At 66.6% G+C, this 16,070-nt stretch carries 15 protein-coding genes; 6 read left to right on the top strand and 9 right to left on the bottom strand.

Going from position 1 to position 16,070, the window contains the following annotated elements:
- Nucleotides 1-18: 18 nt before the first annotated feature.
- The 4 genes from ACH2CY_RS13135 to ACH2CY_RS13120 are packed head-to-tail and all read left to right on the top strand — an operon-like array spanning nt 19 to nt 4,242.
- On the top strand, nt 19-1,272 hold the full coding sequence (locus tag ACH2CY_RS13135) for a CaiB/BaiF CoA transferase family protein (protein WP_395019698.1): 1,254 nt from the start codon (nt 19-21) through the stop codon (nt 1,270-1,272).
- Nucleotides 1,269-3,206 (top strand): 3-hydroxyacyl-CoA dehydrogenase NAD-binding domain-containing protein, encoded by a 1,938-nt coding sequence (locus ACH2CY_RS13130; protein WP_395019696.1) that lies wholly within the window; start codon nt 1,269-1,271, stop codon nt 3,204-3,206. Before ACH2CY_RS13135 ends, ACH2CY_RS13130 begins: the two co-directional genes overlap by 4 nt.
- Nucleotides 3,207-3,229: 23 nt before the next feature.
- Nucleotides 3,230-3,406 carry a hypothetical protein gene (locus ACH2CY_RS13125; protein WP_395019695.1) on the top strand — a complete coding sequence of 59 codons (177 nt, stop codon included), beginning with the start codon at nt 3,230-3,232 and terminating at the stop codon, nt 3,404-3,406.
- Between the two features lie 5 nt (nt 3,407-3,411).
- A complete protein-coding gene (locus tag ACH2CY_RS13120) occupies nt 3,412-4,242 on the top strand; it encodes an SDR family oxidoreductase (RefSeq protein WP_395019694.1) in 831 nt (276 codons plus the stop codon).
- Nucleotides 4,243-4,333: 91 nt separating this feature from the next.
- Here ACH2CY_RS13120 and ACH2CY_RS13115 read toward each other — a convergent pair whose 3' ends face one another.
- Genes ACH2CY_RS13115 through ACH2CY_RS13080 form a run of 8 tightly spaced genes read right to left on the bottom strand, consistent with a single transcriptional unit; the run spans nt 4,334 to nt 13,968 of the window.
- Nucleotides 4,334-5,335 carry an FAD:protein FMN transferase gene (locus ACH2CY_RS13115; RefSeq protein WP_395019692.1) on the bottom strand — a complete coding sequence of 334 codons (1,002 nt, stop codon included), beginning with the start codon at nt 5,333-5,335 and terminating at the stop codon, nt 4,334-4,336.
- An 8-nt stretch (nt 5,336-5,343) separates the two neighbouring features.
- On the bottom strand, nt 5,344-5,841 hold the full coding sequence (locus ACH2CY_RS13110) for a nitrous oxide reductase accessory protein NosL (protein WP_395019691.1): 498 nt from the start codon (nt 5,839-5,841) through the stop codon (nt 5,344-5,346).
- Entirely contained in the window at nt 5,838-6,662 is an 825-nt protein-coding gene (locus ACH2CY_RS13105) for an ABC transporter permease subunit (RefSeq protein ID WP_395019689.1), read from the bottom strand. Before ACH2CY_RS13105 ends, ACH2CY_RS13110 begins: the two co-directional genes overlap by 4 nt.
- Nucleotides 6,659-7,576, bottom strand: a complete 918-nt coding sequence (locus ACH2CY_RS13100; RefSeq protein ID WP_395019687.1) for an ABC transporter ATP-binding protein — start codon at nt 7,574-7,576, stop codon at nt 6,659-6,661. The genes ACH2CY_RS13105 and ACH2CY_RS13100 overlap by 4 nt, the downstream gene beginning before the upstream one ends.
- Entirely contained in the window at nt 7,573-8,859 is a 1,287-nt protein-coding gene (locus ACH2CY_RS13095) for a nitrous oxide reductase family maturation protein NosD (RefSeq protein ID WP_395019685.1), read from the bottom strand. The genes ACH2CY_RS13100 and ACH2CY_RS13095 overlap by 4 nt, the downstream gene beginning before the upstream one ends.
- Before the next feature lie 2 nt (nt 8,860-8,861).
- The gene (gene nosZ / locus ACH2CY_RS13090) at nt 8,862-10,793 is read right to left on the bottom strand and encodes a TAT-dependent nitrous-oxide reductase (RefSeq protein WP_395019683.1); all 1,932 of its coding nucleotides are present in this window, start codon (nt 10,791-10,793) and stop codon (nt 8,862-8,864) included.
- The gene (locus ACH2CY_RS13085; protein WP_395019681.1) at nt 10,790-13,024 is read right to left on the bottom strand and encodes a 4Fe-4S binding protein; all 2,235 of its coding nucleotides are present in this window, start codon (nt 13,022-13,024) and stop codon (nt 10,790-10,792) included. The genes nosZ and ACH2CY_RS13085 overlap by 4 nt, the downstream gene beginning before the upstream one ends.
- Nucleotides 13,024-13,968 carry a ferritin family protein gene (locus tag ACH2CY_RS13080; RefSeq protein WP_395019680.1) on the bottom strand — a complete coding sequence of 315 codons (945 nt, stop codon included), beginning with the start codon at nt 13,966-13,968 and terminating at the stop codon, nt 13,024-13,026. The genes ACH2CY_RS13085 and ACH2CY_RS13080 overlap by 1 nt, the downstream gene beginning before the upstream one ends.
- A 464-nt stretch (nt 13,969-14,432) precedes the next feature.
- On the opposite strand from ACH2CY_RS13080, the gene ACH2CY_RS13075 reads away from it, so the two are divergent.
- Both ACH2CY_RS13075 and ACH2CY_RS13070 read left to right on the top strand, forming a co-directional pair.
- A complete protein-coding gene (locus ACH2CY_RS13075) occupies nt 14,433-14,966 on the top strand; it encodes a hemerythrin domain-containing protein (protein ID WP_395019678.1) in 534 nt (177 codons plus the stop codon).
- A gap of 86 nt (nt 14,967-15,052) precedes the next feature.
- Entirely contained in the window at nt 15,053-15,472 is a 420-nt protein-coding gene (locus ACH2CY_RS13070; protein WP_395019676.1) for a response regulator, read from the top strand.
- A gap of 15 nt (nt 15,473-15,487) precedes the next feature.
- On the opposite strand, the gene ACH2CY_RS13065 is transcribed toward ACH2CY_RS13070, so the two are convergent.
- Nucleotides 15,488-16,069 carry a response regulator transcription factor gene (locus ACH2CY_RS13065; RefSeq protein WP_395019674.1) on the bottom strand — a complete coding sequence of 194 codons (582 nt, stop codon included), beginning with the start codon at nt 16,067-16,069 and terminating at the stop codon, nt 15,488-15,490.
- Nucleotide 16,070 lies beyond the last annotated feature (1 nt).

The following is a 16,070-nucleotide window of genomic DNA, read 5'->3' as shown; positions in this document are numbered from 1 at the left end:
TTTCCGAGGAGATTTGCAATGAGCCAACAGGATCTGCCGCTCAAGGGAATACGGGTGCTCGACCTCTCGCGCGTCCTGGCCGGTCCCTGGGCGACGATGACCCTCGGCGATCTCGGCGCCGAGGTCTGGAAGATCGAGAGCACCAAGGGCGGCGACGATACCCGCGCCTGGTCCTTCCCCAACTACAAGGGTGTCAGCACCTATTATCTCTGCTGCAACCGCGGCAAGCAGAGCATGGCGATCGACCTGAAGACCAAGGAAGGCCGGCAGATCGTCCTCGATCTCGCCGCCAAGGCCGATGTCGTGGTCGAGAACTTCCGGCCCGGCACCTGCGATCGTCTCGGCATCGGCTACGCGGCGCTGAAGCAGTTCAATCCCGGCATCATCTTCTGCTCGATCTCCGGTTACGGGCAGAAGGGGCCGGAGCGCGATCGGCCCGGCTATGACTTCGTGATGCAGGCCGAGAGCGGGCTGATGTCGATCACCGGCGAGAAGGACGGCCCGCCGAGCCGCCTCGGCGTCGCCTTCACCGACGTGGTCGCCGGGATGATCGCGACCCAGTCGATCCTGGCGGCACTCTACCAGCGCCGCGACACCGGCCAGGGCCAGTATATCGACGTCGCCTTGCTGGATTCCGCGCTCAACCTGCTGATCAACATCGGCACCGGCTATCTCAACGCCGGTGTCGCGCCCGAGCGCTACGGCAACGCGCATCCGACCGTCGTGCCCTATCAGCTCTTCGACACCTCCGACGGCGCCTTTGCCTTGGCCTGCGGCAACGACCGCATGTTCGTCGATTTCTGCGAGCAGGTGATCGCCCGGCCGCAGCTACCCCGCGACCCACGCTTCAAGAACTCGCACCAGCGCGCCGTCCATCGGGCCGAGCTGCTGCCGATGCTGGCCGAGATCCTGCGCCAAGACACATCCGCCCATTGGCTCGATGCCTGCAGCCGCGCCGGCGTTCCGGCCGGGCCGGTCAAGAACGTCGCCGAGGCGTTGAGCAGCCCGAGCGTGATCGAGCGCGGCCTGATCCAGCGTCTCGAGCATCCCAGCCTCGGGCCGATCTCCCTGATCCGCCCGGCGCATGGCCTCGCCGCCCAGGCCCATTCCCAGCCCAAGGCGCCGCCGCTGCTCGGCGAAGACACCCGCGCCACGCTCCGCACGGCGCTCGGGTACAGCGACGCCCGGATCGATGCACTCGAACAGAGCGGCGCCATCGCCTGCCATGACACCGGCGCCGCCAACGCCAAGGCCGTGGAAGCTTCGGCATGACCGACGTCACGCTGACCCGGGACGGCGCGATTGCCGTCCTCACCATCGACAACCCGCCGGTCAACGCGATCAACGGCGCAATCCGCACGCAGCTGCTCGCGCTCGCCGACGCATGCGCTACCGATCCCGACATCGAGGCGGTCATCCTCACCGGCGCCGGAAAGCTCTTTGTCGGCGGCGCCGACATCACCGAGTTCGATCGCCCGGTCGAAGGCCCCACACTGCCGGAGGTCATCGCCCGGATTGAGAAATCGCCCAAGCCCTGGACCGCCGCCATCCATGGCGTCGCCTTCGGCGGCGGGCTCGAGATCACGCTGGGCTGCCGGTTTCGCGTGGCGGCCCCCGGCACCAAGCTCGGCCTGCCCGAGGTCAATCTCGGCATCATCCCCGGCGCCGGCGGCACCCAGCGCCTGCCGCGCCTGATCGGAATCGCCGCCGCCATCCCGGTCGTCGCGGAGATGACGACCTTGTCGGCAGCGGAGGCGCAGAAGCTCGGCCTGGTCGATGCCGTAGTCGAAGGCGACCTCCTCGCCGGCGCCATCGCTTTCGCGCGCGAGAAGAAGACGCAACCGCTTGCCGCCGAGCGATCGCCCGAAGCCGTATCCGAAGCGCTCTGGGCCGAAGCCACACAACGCATCGGCAAATCCGCCAAGGGCAATATCGCGCCGCTGAAAGCACTGGAATCGATGCGCTACGGCGTCGAGCACGGCATCGCCGATGGGCTCAAGAACGAACGCGCCCTGTTCCTCGAGCTCCGCAAGTCGGCCGAGGCTGCAGCTTTGCGTCATCTCTTCTTCGCCGAACGCGCTGCACCGCGTCCCGCCGATCTCAAGGGCGTCACAGCGCGCCCTGTCCACCGCGTCGGCGTGGTCGGCGGCGGAACGATGGGCGTCGGCATCGCCGCCGCCTTGCGGGATGCGGATCTTCCGGTCGTGCTGGTGGAACGCGACGCGGAGAGCCGCGACCGCGCCGAGCAGGCGCTCGCCGCCCTCTTCGACGCCGCCCGGCAGCGCGGCCGCTTGACCGCCGAGGCCGCCGCGGCGCGGCGCGCCGGCGCCGCCTTCAGCACCGACTTCGCCGCACTCGCCGATTGCGATCTGGTCATCGAGGCGGTGTTCGAGGATCTCGCCGTCAAGCGCGACGTGTTCCGCCGCCTCGCCACGGCCTGCCGCGACGACGCGATCCTCGCCACCAACACCTCCTATCTCGATCCGGGCAAGCTGGCGGAAGACCTGCCGGATCCCGGGCGGCTGATCGGCTTGCATTTCTTCAGCCCGGCCCAGGTGATGAAGCTGCTGGAGATCATCCCGACGCCGCAGACCCGGCCGGAAGTCCTCGCCGCCGGCTTCGCGCTCGCGCAGAAGCTCGGCAAGATCCCCGTGCGCGCCGGCATTTGCGACGGCTTTATCGGCAACCGCATCCTGCGCAGCTACCGCGGCGAGGCGGAGGTGCTGCTGCGATCCGGCGTCGCGATCGAGGCGATCGACGGCGCGATGCGGGACTTCGGCATGGCAATGGGACCCTTCGAGGTCCAGGACCTCTCCGGCCTCGACATTTCCTACCTGCACCGCGAGGCCGCGCGGGCCAGGGGCGAGAGCGTGCCGGAATCGCCCGGCGACATTCTGGTCCGCGCCGGGCGCAAGGGGCAGAAGACCGGCGGCGGCTGGTACGACTACCAGCAAGGCGACCGCAAGCCCCGCCCCTCCGCCGAGACCGAGCGGTTGCTGGCGCCGATGATCGCCGGCAAGCGCACGATGGCGGCGGCCGAGATTGCCGACCGCCTGATCGGTGCGATGGCCGCCGAAGGCCAGGCAATCCTCGACGAAGGCATCGCCGCCAGTCCGAGCGACATCGACCTGGTGCAAGTCCACGGCTACGGCTTCCCGCGCTGGCGCGGCGGCCCCATGTTCCTGCGCGCGCGCAAGCAAGCCTGACGGCTTTATTCAAGGAGGCCGGTATGGCTGGTTATCCAGATACTCAATGGCTGATCGACGGCACCCGGCGCGCCGGCAGCGGCGGCCGCAGCCTCCCGGTCATGGATCCCGCCACGGCACGCCCGATCCACGGCACGGAAGGCGGATCGGAAGCGCTGGAAAGCTATTTCGACACCCGCCTCGTCACCCGGAAAGGCTGAGCCGGATGCCGAAACCGCGAACCGTCCTCATCACCGGTGCCGCCAGCGGCATCGGCAAGGCGACGGCGCTCTTGATGGCCTCACAAGGTTGGAGCGTCGCGGCCGCCGATATCGACAAGGCCGGCGCGGAAGCGGTCGCGAAGAAATGCGGCGACGCGGCCTTCGCCGTCACCCTGGACATCCGTTCGGAGCCGCAATGGCGCCGCGCCCTCGACCGGGCCTGGAAGCGCTTCGGCCGGCTCGACGTGCTGATCAACAATGCCGCCGTGGTTCATACCGGCTATGCCCGGGACATTCCCCTCGCCCGGCACGCCGATACGATGAACACCAATTTCATCGGCCCGCTGACCGGCATGATGACCGCCCTGCCCCGCTTCAAGCAGCAGGGATATGGCCATCTGGTCACCATCGCCAGCATGACCTCCTTCATCCCCTTCCCCGGCCTCTCGACCTACGCCGCGGCCAAGCATGCCCTGCGCGCCTTCCACCTCGCGCTCGCCTTCGAAGAGCGCAACGCCGGCCTCGACTTCGCGATCGTCTATCCCGGCGCCACCGAGACGCCCATGCTGGAACAGGAAGCCCGGGACGATGCCAGCAAGATGGCCTTCGCCGGCAATGCGGTCGGCCCGGAGGTGATCGCCGGCGTGATTCTCGAGGCGATCGCCAAGAAGAAGATGGAAGCCTATTACCCGCCCGAGCGCGGCAAGGTGGTCCGGCGCCTCGGCGTCAACGTCAAGGCCCTGCGCGAGATGGTCGAGCGCAACGAGGCCATCGGCGCCGAGAAGCTCCGCGCCCGGCGCGCCGGCACCGGTAAGTCGCACTCCCGCTCGACATAGATCTAGATCGAATTCCCTGCACGCAACGACGGCCTATCGACCATCGGCGCCATCCTGTCGCGACCGGTCCTGGCGACGATGGCGAAGCGCCTCAGGCCGCCAGCCAGCGCTTAGCGCCCTCGGCATCGATGACCAGTGCGCGCGCGGCGCCCGCGTCCCGCAGCATCCGCTCGAGCGCATCCGGGGCCAGCAGGTTTGCCGCGGTCGCCAGGGCATCGGCGGCGGTCGCGTTGGCGGCGACGACGGAGACGCTGGCATAAAGCTGCGGACAGGCGCCGGTCGCGGGATCGAAGAGGTGGTGGAAATGTCCCGCCGGATCGAAGCGGAAGCCATAGCCGCCCGAGGTCGCCAGCGCGGCGTCGACCAGCGGCACGTCGGCGAGAAGCATGTCGCGGTTCATCGGATTCTCGATGCCGGCGGTCCAGGGACGGCCGTTGTCGCGCGCGCCGACCGCAGCGATCTCACCGAGGTCGACCAGGGCATGCTCCAACCCCTCGCGCCGGAAGAGATCGGCGATCCGATCGGTGATGTAGCCCTGCGCAATGCCGTTCAGGGTCACCTGCATGCCGGGATGCGCGAAGCGGATCTCGTCCGGATCGACCGCGATCGCCCGATAGTCGACGAGCGCGGCGGCTTTGCGGATCAGGTCCGCCGCGGGTCCCTTGGGATCGGCGCCGGGCTTGAGGAAATGGTCGGCATAGACCGTCCAGAGCGGCTGGACCGTCACGTCGAACCTGCCTGCGCTCAAATGGCCGAAGCGCTGCGCCTCGGTCAGGACCCGGACCAGATCGAACGGCGGATCGCGCAGGATGCCGTCGCGGTTGAGCGTGGAGAGCGCGGACTGCGGACGATACAGGCTCATGATCGCTTCGAGCCGCTGCAGCTCTTCGAGCGCGGCAGCCAGCAGCGCCTTGGCCCGGGCCGGATCGGAATGCCGGACCTCGATGCTGGCGAGGCTGCCCATGGCAATGCCGCGCCAGCTCGCCGCCGCCGGCTCGGTGGCGAAGGCCGGCGCACCCACGCCGGCCAGGCCGCAGGACGCGGTGGCGGCGGCGATGCGGATGAAGCGGCGGCGATTGAACCTCGATCGCATGGTGCCCTCTATTGGTTGGCGGTTTCTGCCACGGCGGCTCTGGCCTCTTCGAAGCTCACGACCTTGCCGCCATGCGCCGACGCGAAGGCCGCGGCCGCGTCCTTGGCGCCGAACGGAACGGCTTCCGCCCCGCCCATCGCCCCCTGACGGTCGCTGCCGACGACGTAGACGGCGTCGCTGGCCATGATCCAGTTCTCGCCGCCCGGGTTCTCCCAGCTCGGCGCCTTGGCCATGTCGCTGACATAGATGGCGCCGATATCCTTGGGCTCTTCGGGCAGGCGCAGGAAGTTGATGGTGTCCCTGACCGAAGTGAACCAGACCGGGGTGTCGGTGCCGCGCAGCAGGATCTGGCCCTTCGGGCCGCCATGCTCGGTCAAGAGCATGCCGCAGTAATATCCCGTGGCGTCCGCCGCCATCGCTTGGGGCGCGGGGATCGGCTCCTCCTGCTTCGAGCAGGCCGCCAGAATCAGCAGCGTGGCGAGGGCGAGTTTCCGGAAGGCGTTCATACCTGCCTCCTCCTTAAGACAAACGTGGTGAGGGCCAAAGGCACCAGGGTCCAGAGCAGCAAGGCCAGGAGCAGGGCGGCCGCGGGCAAGGCCGCGTCCTGGCTCACGCCGGCCATGCCGGTGAACTGGCTGACGCCGCCGATGCCGGTGAGGTTGAGGACGCGATAGGCGTCGGCGGGGTTGAACAGCAGCAGCGCGTTCAGCACCGGCGCCGTGATCACCTTGCCCTGGTCGACCACCAGCAAGCCGAGCAGCGCCATGTCGTAAATGAGCACGAACAGCAGCCAGATGCCGATCGCCAGGCCGCCGGCCGCGCCGCGATCCGCGACGGCAGCGCTGACGAGATAGCCCAGGGCCAGGAAGGCGGAGCCGAGCAGCACCGAACTGCCGATCATCGAGAGAAAGGATTGCCAGCCCGAGATGTCCGCCCCGGTGGCGCCGAGCGCGATCGCCGCCGAACCGTATCCGATCACGGTCGCGAAGCCGAGGATCGACAGATGCCCGAAGAACTTGCCGAGGATCAGATTGGAGCGCGACACCGGATAGCTGAGCAGGAGCAGCATCGTGCCGCGCTCGAACTCGCCGCAGATGGCGTCGTAAGAGAGCAGCAGCGCGATCAGCGGCAGCAGCAGGATGGAGAGGCTGGAGAGGCTGACCAGGGTGACCGCCAGCGGGCTGGCGCCGACCGTGCCGGTCGGGGCGCTGCCGAGGAAGGTCAAGGTCAAGGCCAGGGCCGCGAGCAGAAGTGTTGTCGCCACGATCCAGCGGTTGCGGATGCCGTCGAGGATTTCCTTCTTGGCGATGGCGAGAATGGCGTTCATGCCCGCTCCTCCTCGCCATTCAGGAAATGCGCATAGATCTGGTCCAGGCTCGGCTCCACGATGGAGATGTCGGTCACTTGCGGCATGGCCGCGACCCGGCGCACCAATTCCAGTTTGTGCGCCGACGCGCAGACCAGCGAGCGGTGCCCATTGAGGCCGCCGGCGGAAATCGTGAGCCCGTCGAGCCCGGCGAGGTCCTGCGGTCCGAAGGCCTCGGTCACGGCCAGCTCCACCTGGATCGGCAGGCCCGCCAGCTGCCGCAAGGCATCCAGCGTGCCCGAGACCAGCACCTTGCCGTGGTGCAGGATGACGACATGGTCGATCCGGGCCTCGAGCTCGCTCAAGGCATGCGAGGAGAGCAGCGCGGTGACGCCGCGGCCGCGCAGCTCGCCGACCAGGTCGTAGAAGCCCTGCCGGACCAGCGGATCGAGGCCGGTGGTCGGCTCGTCGAGGAACAGCAGCCGGGGTTCGCCCAGCAGCGCCTGGGCCAGGCCGAGGCGCTGGCGCATGCCTTTCGAATAGGCGTTGACCCGTTTGCTCGCGGCGGCGGCAAGGCCGACCTGCTCCAGCAGGGCGTCGCATTCACGCGCGGAACGCCCCTTCAACGATGCGTAGAAGCGCAGCATCTCCCGGCCGGTCAGCGCGCCGGAGAACACGACATGCTCCGGCAGGTAGCCGATATTCATGCGCGCATCGCGCCCGGCGGCGGTGCCGGGATCCTCGCCGAGCACGCGGACCACGCCCGAGGTCGGGCGGATCAGGCCGAGCATCAGCTTGAACAGCGTGGTCTTGCCGGCCCCGTTATGCCCGACCAGCGCCACGGTCTGCCCCTCGGGCAAGTCCAGGCTGACGTCCTCGACCGCCACCGACGGTCCATAGTGCTTGCGCACCGATTTAAGCTCGATCGCGCTCACTGCGCGCCTCCCTTCCATGCCGGTGCCTCGATCGCGGGCGGCGCCATCAGCGGCGCGCTGTCCACGACGCCGCCCGGATAGAGCGCCGGAAACTGGGCCTGCGCCCAGCGGACCACCTGCACCGCCGGGCTGTTCAGCAGCATCTTGGCATTCGGGTTGACCCAGAGAATCTCATCCACCATGTCGTTGGGCTTGTAGGCGGTGTCGGCGACTCCGTCGCCGTTGAGGTCGAAGGCCGGGTTGTCGCTCCAATAGTTGCCGTGGCCCTTGTCGGACCAGTCGAGCACCCGCGTCCCGACATACTTCACCTGCGTCTTGTTGCCGACGAAGGCGTTGCCGGCGATGCGATTGCGCTCCGAACCGGCGGTGAAGTGGATCCCGATGTCGCAGCCTTCGAACCAGTTGTCGTGGAACCAGTTCTTGTTCGCCGCATAGATGAAGACGCATTTCTCCGGGCCGGGCCGTACCGTGTTCTCGCCGATGTCCGAGCTGTTGGCGGTGTTGAGGAACAGGCCCTTGTCCCGGTCGCCGAGGCTGAGGTTGCCGGCGACCTTCAGGCGGTCCGAATACATGATCACGAAGCCCGCATGGTTCCCGAGCGACAGGTTACCAGAGACCTCGCTGTCGTTGGTATACATGTAGTGGACCGCGTAGCGCAGGTCCCGCATCCGGTTGCCCTGGAACAGGTTCTTGCGGCTCGAGATCACATAAATGCCGTCGCGGCCGTATCGAATGTCGTTGGCGAGGATCCTTGCGCCGGGGGCGTTCCAGATGTTGATGCCGTTGCCGTCCTCGTTCATCCGCAGGTTCTGGCGGCCTTCGATCACGTTGTCGCGGACGACGCTGTTGGCGGCGCCCAGCACGTAGATCCCCACCAGGTTTCCGATGATGCGGTTATGCTCCACCAGCGCGCCGGTCGCGTTGCGCGTCAGGAAGATCCCCGAATCCTGTAGATCGAGCCGCGAGCCGGAGCCGCGCACCTCGAGGTTCCGCAGCACGATCCCCGGTGCGTCCGCGACCAGCACTTTGCCGGTCCCGTTGCCCTCGATGATCGTTCCCGCCACGCCTTCCAGCGTCAGCGGCTTGGCGATGGTGACCGGGCCGCTGAACGTACCCGCCTCCAGGCGGAGAACATCGCCCGGCGCGGCCCGGTCGATCGCGGCCTGGAGCGAAATCCCAGGCGCGATCTCGACCGTGCCCGCCGCGGCGACCGAAGCGAGCGTCATCCCGACGGCGAAGATCGCCGCCGGGATGATACCCAGGAAGGATGCCCTTCCTTTCATGCTCAGGCCGTCTTCGGTTCGACGAACATCCGGCCCTGCATCTCCATATGCATGGCATGGCAGAACCACTGGCAATAATACCAGTAGACGCCCGGCTTATCGGCGGTGAAGGTCACCGACGAGGTCGCCTGGGGCCCGATCTCCATGGCAACGCCATAGTTGTTGATCGTGAACCCGTGCGTCAGGTCTTCCACGTCATCCATGTTGGTGACGTAGACCGTCACTTCATCGCCCTGCTTGACGGTGAAGTTTTCCAGGCTGAAGGCCGGCGCAATCGAATACATGTAGACGCGGACCTTGTTGCCGTCGCGGACCACGTCGGCCGCGGTATCGAGGTCGATGTTGTCCTTCTTGGCCTGCTCCCGGGCCTCTTCCCACATCGGGTCGTCCCGCTTCCAGATGTGGATCGGATTGACCTTGGAGCGATGCACGATCGTGGCATCGTGCGGCTCGGCAAAGCTCGGCCCATCGTGCACCAGCTTCATCTCGTCGCCGGAAATGTCGATCAGCTGGTCGTTCTCCGGCTTCAGCGGGCCGACGTTCAGGAAGCGGTCCTTGGAGAACTTGTTGAGGCTGATCAGCCATTTTCCATCCGCCTCCTTGGTCTGGCCCATGGAGCTGTGGTTGTGGCCGGGCTGGTAGTGCACGTCAAGCTTCTGGATGATCGGATCGACCTTCTGCCCGGCATAGGCCTGCTTGGCCTTCTCGATGTTCCATTTGCAGACCTGGCTGTCCAGGAACAGCGTGGTGTAGGCGTTGCCGCGGCCGTCATAGGCGGTGTGGAGAGGCCCGAGGCCGAGCTCGGGCTCGCCGACGATCACGTCCCGCGGCTGGATCTTGTCGTCGAACAGGTCGTCGAGCTTGGTCACGTCCATGATCGAGACGGTGGGCGAGAGCTTGCCGTTGATGCAGACGTGCTGCCCGTCCGGCGCGGTGTTGATGCCGTGCGGGTTGTTCGCGATCGGGATGTAGCGGGTATAGGGCGAGCCCTGCTTGCCGTCGATCACCGGCACGCCGCTCATCTCCTTGAAGTCGCCCTTCTTTACCGCTTCCTCGATGCGCTTCAGGTTGAAGACCACCACCCAGTCCTGATCCTTGGCGGTCATCTCGGCGAGCGTCACGCCTTCCTCGGAATTGTAGCAGGTGGCAAAGCAGTACTTGCCCTGGTAGTCGGCATCGACGTTGTCGAGGTTGCCGGTGACGATCACCTGCCAGGCCACTTTCATGGTCTCGCCGTCGACCGCCGAGAACATCGAGTGATACTGCTTCTGGTCGTCAAGGATCTTGCCGTCGTTCGGGATCGGCACCCGGTCCTCGCCGTTGCAGAACACATAGCCGGTCTTCGGGTACTTCTGCACCCGCAGGCCATGCACCGTGGACTGGTTCGGCAGCTGGATGATCTTGTCCACCTTCATCACGTCGCCGCGGATCCGCGCCACGCGGGTGTTCGCCTTGTCGTTGACGAAGATGTAGCGGCCGTCATAGGTGCCGTCGGTGAAGCTCATATGCGGGTGATGGAGATCGCCGTTCTGGTAGGTCCCGCCGCGGCTCGCCAGGAATTCCTTGGTCTCCGGCAGCAGGCCCTCGGTCAGGATCTTCCGGCTCTCGTTGGTCTGGCCCCAACCGGTGGCGCTGCAACGGTTGAAGACCGGAACGCGCATCAGCTCGCGCATGGACGGCAGGCCGACGATGCGCAGCTCGCCGCTCTGTCCGGAGCTGAAGAACACGTAATATTCATCGAGCTGGCCCGGCTCGACATTCACGCTTTGCCCGGCCTCTTGAGCAGACGCGGGACGCGAGAAGCCTTGGCCGAGCGTTCCCAGCGCGGTTCCGCCGGCAACGCCGCCGACGCCGGCGAGCAGCGCGAGACGCGCCGGTCCGGTCAGCATGTTGCGCCGGGTGAATTTCGGCGTGTCGTCGTTCTTGACAGTCATGGTAGCACCTCCGTTTTTCGACTTGGACTGGTCTTTCCCGCGGTTGCGGGCAGCATGGAAGGAGAAGTCGTCGCCAGGCGTTTCTCGCGCTTCAGGCGGCGCTGTATCACCACCGGGCATTTGTGATCGTCCCAGTAGAGCAGCTGGCAGTGCATGCAGTAGATGCACTCGTTGACATTGATCTGGCCTTCCGGCCGGATCGCCTGAACCGGGCATTCGATGGCGCAGCGCTGGCAGGGATTGCCGCATTCGCGGTAGCGCTTCAGCCAATCGAACATGCGCATGCGGCCGGGGATCGCCAGCGCACCGCCGAGCGGACATAGGTAGCGGCAGAAGAACCGCTCGATGAAGAGACCGGCGCCGACCAGCGCCAGTGCGAACAGCACGAACGGCCAGTCGCGGATGAAGCGGAGCACGATCGCGGTCTTGAACGGCTCGACCTCGGAGAGCTGCTCGCCGAGCGTCAGCGAATAGAGCGAGACGCCGAACAGGCCGAGGAAGACCAGGTATTTGATCGGCCACAGCCGTTCATGGACGGCCCAGGGCACGGTCACCTGCGGCACCTTCAGGCGGCGCGCCACCTTGTTGGTGAGCTCCTGCAGCGCGCCGAACGGGCAGAGCCAGCCGCAGAACGGCCCGCGTCCCCAGAACAGCAGCGCGCCGGCGATGCTGCACCACAGGATGAACAGCAGCGGGTCCATCAGGAAATAGTCCCACTTGAACTCGGTGATCAGCGCATTCGCAAAGGTGAGGACGTTGACCACCGACGGCTGGGCATGAACCATCCAGCCGAGCCAGAACAGGGTGAACAGCAGGAACCCGGTGCGCACCTTGGCGAAGAGTTTCGGGCGACGCACCAGCCAGTCCTGGAAGAAGAAGATCAGGGTCAGGACGCCGATCGCGACCAGCAGCACGCCGACCTGCAGCCAGCGCTGCGTCCAGATCCGCTGCCAGAGCGGCGTCTCGCCGGTGGGCGCCGCGGCCGGCGCGGGCTGCGCGCCTTCCGCAGCGGGCGCGGGGGCTGCTGCGTCGGCCGGCGCTTCGGCGACGACGACCGGCGCCCGGCTGCGCTTCAGGTATTTCTCCGGCGGCAGATAGCGCAGGTCGAACATCAGGAACGCCTTCTGCAGCGCTCCGGTCGCGCGTTGCACCAGCAGCTTCAACTGCCAGGGCTTGGCGGGGTCGAACTCGATCTTGGCCGGGATCGCGAACAGGCCGATTTCCTTGAAGGCCGGCGCGCCGGCCGCGGCGATCGCGCCGATCCGGGTATGATTCTTGTCGTGAAAGCGGACGCTCTCGAGGTCCTGGACGACCTCGATGCGATCGAAGATGCCGCCGCGGACATAGCCCGATCCCTTGAAGGAATAGCGGCCTTCGCCCATGACCAGGATCGCCTGCTGGCCCGGCGCAAGGCTTTGCAGCATCTGCGCATAGGCGGCGTCGCCCAGCAGGCTGCGTCCCACGCTCGGGATCGTCGCCGGCGCTACGTAGAGATCGATGAAGGTAGCATCGGGGTTGCCCGGTTCGGGCCGGGCGGCAGCGTCGGCGTTGCCGGATTCCTGGTACGCCTTGTTGATGTCGCCGATCGAGATCCGCAGGCGCCTGACCGATCCGTCGCCGATCAATGTCTGCCAGTCCTCGACCGTATTCTTGTCGGTATCGACCGTGACGATCTCCGGCGGCGCGGACGCAACGGCGGCACCGGCGGCGGTGCCGAGGCCCTTGGCCTGCACCACCTTGATCGCCGAGCGCATGATGCTGTCGCCGATGACCAGGACCGTCACCGTCGCGCCGCTGACGATGTCGGGCGCCTGCACGCCGGTGCCGCCGGAGGCGACGTCGTGGACGTCGGTGCCGCGGAAATGGTCGATCACCGCGGTGATCTTCGCCTCGGGAATGCCGACCAGAACGATCGGCTCGTGATGATCGACCAGCTTCCCGCCCAGAATCTTGCCCTTGGGGTCGAGCGCCACCAGGATCCGGATCGGCTTGCCGGAATAGCCGGTCGCATCGACCACATCCGAATTGAGATAGACGAAGCCGAGCAGCTGGTTGCCCTTGAAGATCGGCGCGGTCGGCGGCGTGCCTTCCACCGTGCCGAAGCGGTCGGCTCCCTCCGCCAGCTCCGAGGGCTGCGCCTTCCCGAGGAACTCCTGCAGGCGGCTCTCCGCCGCCGCGGACCCGCCGAGCAGAAGGGTGACCAACAGTGCCAGCAGGATACGCGCAATCATCACGGACGCGCCTCCCCTTGCGCGGCGGAGGGCGCCTGGTGCGCCAGCTCGGTCAGGCTCGGCTCCAGGGCGTAGAGCCGGTCGTTCAGCGCGGCGACGGCCGCCGTGGCCTTCTCGCAGCGCCGGCTCACTTCTTCCTGGCCGCGCGCATGCTCGGCGCGCCGCAGCAGGACCAGATACTGCTCGATCAGCTTCTCCACGCTTCCGGCGGCCTCGAACAGGATGCCGACCGGACCCACTGCGGCGGCGCGCTGGATGATGGTCGCGGTTCCCATGTCAGTCTTGTCGGCCGCAGCTTCGGCAGAGATGCTCGCGGCGAAGCCGCGGATCAGGTTCAGCAGACCCGGATCGACCTCACCGTCGAGGTACCGGGCGGCATCGTGCAGCGCCGTCGCGGTCTCGCGCTCCTGCAATGCGACGAAGCTTTGCATCGCCTGGTCATCGAGCGCGTCTGCGGCTTCCGCCTGCCGGCCCTGGCGCTCCGCATGATAGGCTCGGCGGCGCTCATGGCGGAGCTTCGCCGCATGGACCAGCTCCTGCCGCGCCATCGCCTCGGCTTGCGCGCGAACTTCGGGGTTGGCCGCCTCGCTGGCGACGTAGGTCCAGAAGGAGAAGGCCAGTTCCTCGCCTCGGACGGCGATGCCCAGCGCTTTGTAGGGTGTCAGCAGGGCGGCCGCGGCGGCGTCGCCGATCTCGAATGTTTCCGGCAACGTGATTCCCGCAATGTCGGCGGTCGATCCGGACGAATGCGACATCTGCGCCAAGTGCTCGACGCTCTCGACATGCCGCCGCTCTTCCTGTGCCAGCGCCTCGAAGACGCGGGCCAGATCGGCATGTCCCACGCGACGCATGCAGGCGCCCAGCGCCTCGTATCGCCGGACGGCCGCGCGCTCCAGAGCGTCGGCGATCGTCAGGACCTGTCGGATCGTCGTTACGAGAACCATGAAGCCGTCCCCGCGCTGCCTCGCTCTATCGTGGAACGATATGTGAACACCAGCCCGTCAATCCTTTGATTCCAGTCGTTAGCCATCATGCTGGGGTGCCTCAGCCGCTGCGCTGGGTCTCTGAGATACGCGCGGTATGCCCTCTATGAACCTATTCGACAGGCGTCGCTCTGATTTCGATCAAGTCGGACCGCCAGCCGGCTGCTGTGAATCCGTGCGTTGCTGCGCGATCGAACGCCGGCCGGATCGTGAGTGGTTGCCTGCGTGTCCAGCATGCTGCGAGTCCCTGGCTATCTCCAGTTGGCCAGAAGACTTAGTGCACCACGACGCAGCGAGGAGTATTCGGAATTCCCCTTACACCGCCGCGGAGGGTGATCGCATACGGGGTTGCCCTGATATCCCCGATCACGGCGATGCCTCAACCTCTTAGCCCGTCATGGCCAATGATCGCGGAGAGAGCCGCCATGCCCGCCATCCTTGAGCAACTGCAGATCGATCATCGCAATATGCGCCAGCTGCTGCGCGTCCTCGAAGAGGAGCTCGAAGCCGGGCATCCGGACTTCGACCTGATGCGGCAAATCGTCGACTACGCCCTGAACTATCCCGACCTGATCCACCATCCCCGGGAGGAGCGGCTGCTGCGCCGCCTGCTGGAACGCGATCCCGCATCCAAGGCGCTGGTCGGCGGGTTGACCGCCGATCACGAGCTACTGGCGCAGCTGACGCACCGGTTCGCCGCCGCGCTGCACAATGTCGAGCACGACGTCGAAGTGCCGCGCGCGCTGTTCCGGAAGCTCGCCGACGACTACCTCAGCCATTCCCGCCAGCATATGGAGTTCGAGGAAGAGCGCTTCTTTCCACGGCTGATCGCGATGTTCGACGACGCGGACTGGCGGGAGTTCGATGGACTCACCAAGGGCTACGATCCCCTGTTCGGAAACGCGGTCGAGCGCCACTACCGGGCGCTCCACGAACGGATCGTGAAGGTCGGCTTCTAGAGCCTCGGGCATGTACGGGGAATACCGGATACTCGAAGCGGCCCCCGACGATCAACTTGACTTAGATCGGCCGCAGTGCGGCCACCATGGCGTTCCGGGTCAGCATGACCAGACAGTCCATCTACCTCGTCGAGCAGGATGACATCGTGCGCGACTCCCTGAAGGTGCTGCTTGAGTCGAACGGCTTCGAGGTCGAGGACTTCCGGACCATCGCCGGGATGCCCTGTGACGACAAGTTCAGCCAGGCCGGATGCCTGATGCTCGGCTTTGACCGGCATATCGAAGAAGGGCTTGCGCTCACCCGAGCGCTCAATGATGGCGGTCCCCATCTGCCGGTTGTCTTCCTGGTGGGCAGGGGCGAACCGGCGGCAAGAGCTGCGGCAATCCGCGCCGGCGCCTTCGCCTATCTGGAACGGCCGGTCAAGGAATCCGTCCTGACCTATACGGTCAGGAACGCCCTTCAGTCGCGCCGGCAGGGTCTGGCCGCGAACGGCACCGCGCCCTGAAGCGCAACCGGATACCTACGAGGCCGGATCGACGCCGGCCCGCATGGCGATCCGCACCAGTTCGGCCAGGCTTCGCGCCTTCATCTTGTCCAGCACGCGTGCGCGGTGAATCTCGACAGTGCGCGGGCTGATGTCGAGACGATACCCGATCACCTTATTCGGATGCCCGACCACGAGCAGCTCCATCACCTCGCGTTCGCGGGGCGTCAGGTCATCGAGCCGCGCCTGCACCGCCGGATCGATATCGGCTGCCGACCGCGCCATGGCGGACGCGATGCTGGCGAGAATGGTTTCGTGGGAGAACGGCTTCTCGATGAAATCCGCGGCGCCGGCCTTCATCGCCCGGACCGCGAGAGGAACGTCGGCATGGCCGGTGATGACGATGACCGGAACATCGCGGTGGGTCTTGGCCAGCCGCTCCTGAAACTCCAGCCCGTCCATCTCCGGCATGCGGATGTCGGTGACGACGCAGCCCGGCGCAGCGCCGGCGCAGGCTTCGAGCGCACGCAGCGCGGCTTCGAAGACCTGGACCTGATGGCCGTTTGCCTCCAGCAGGAGCTGAAGCGAATCGCGGACGGCTTCGTCGTCGTCGACCACG

Origin of the sequence: Dongia sp. (assembly GCF_041905885.1) — a bacterium.
Taxonomy (GTDB): domain Bacteria; phylum Pseudomonadota; class Alphaproteobacteria; order Dongiales; family Dongiaceae; genus Dongia.
This window is presented reverse-complemented; position numbering and strand designations above follow the sequence as displayed.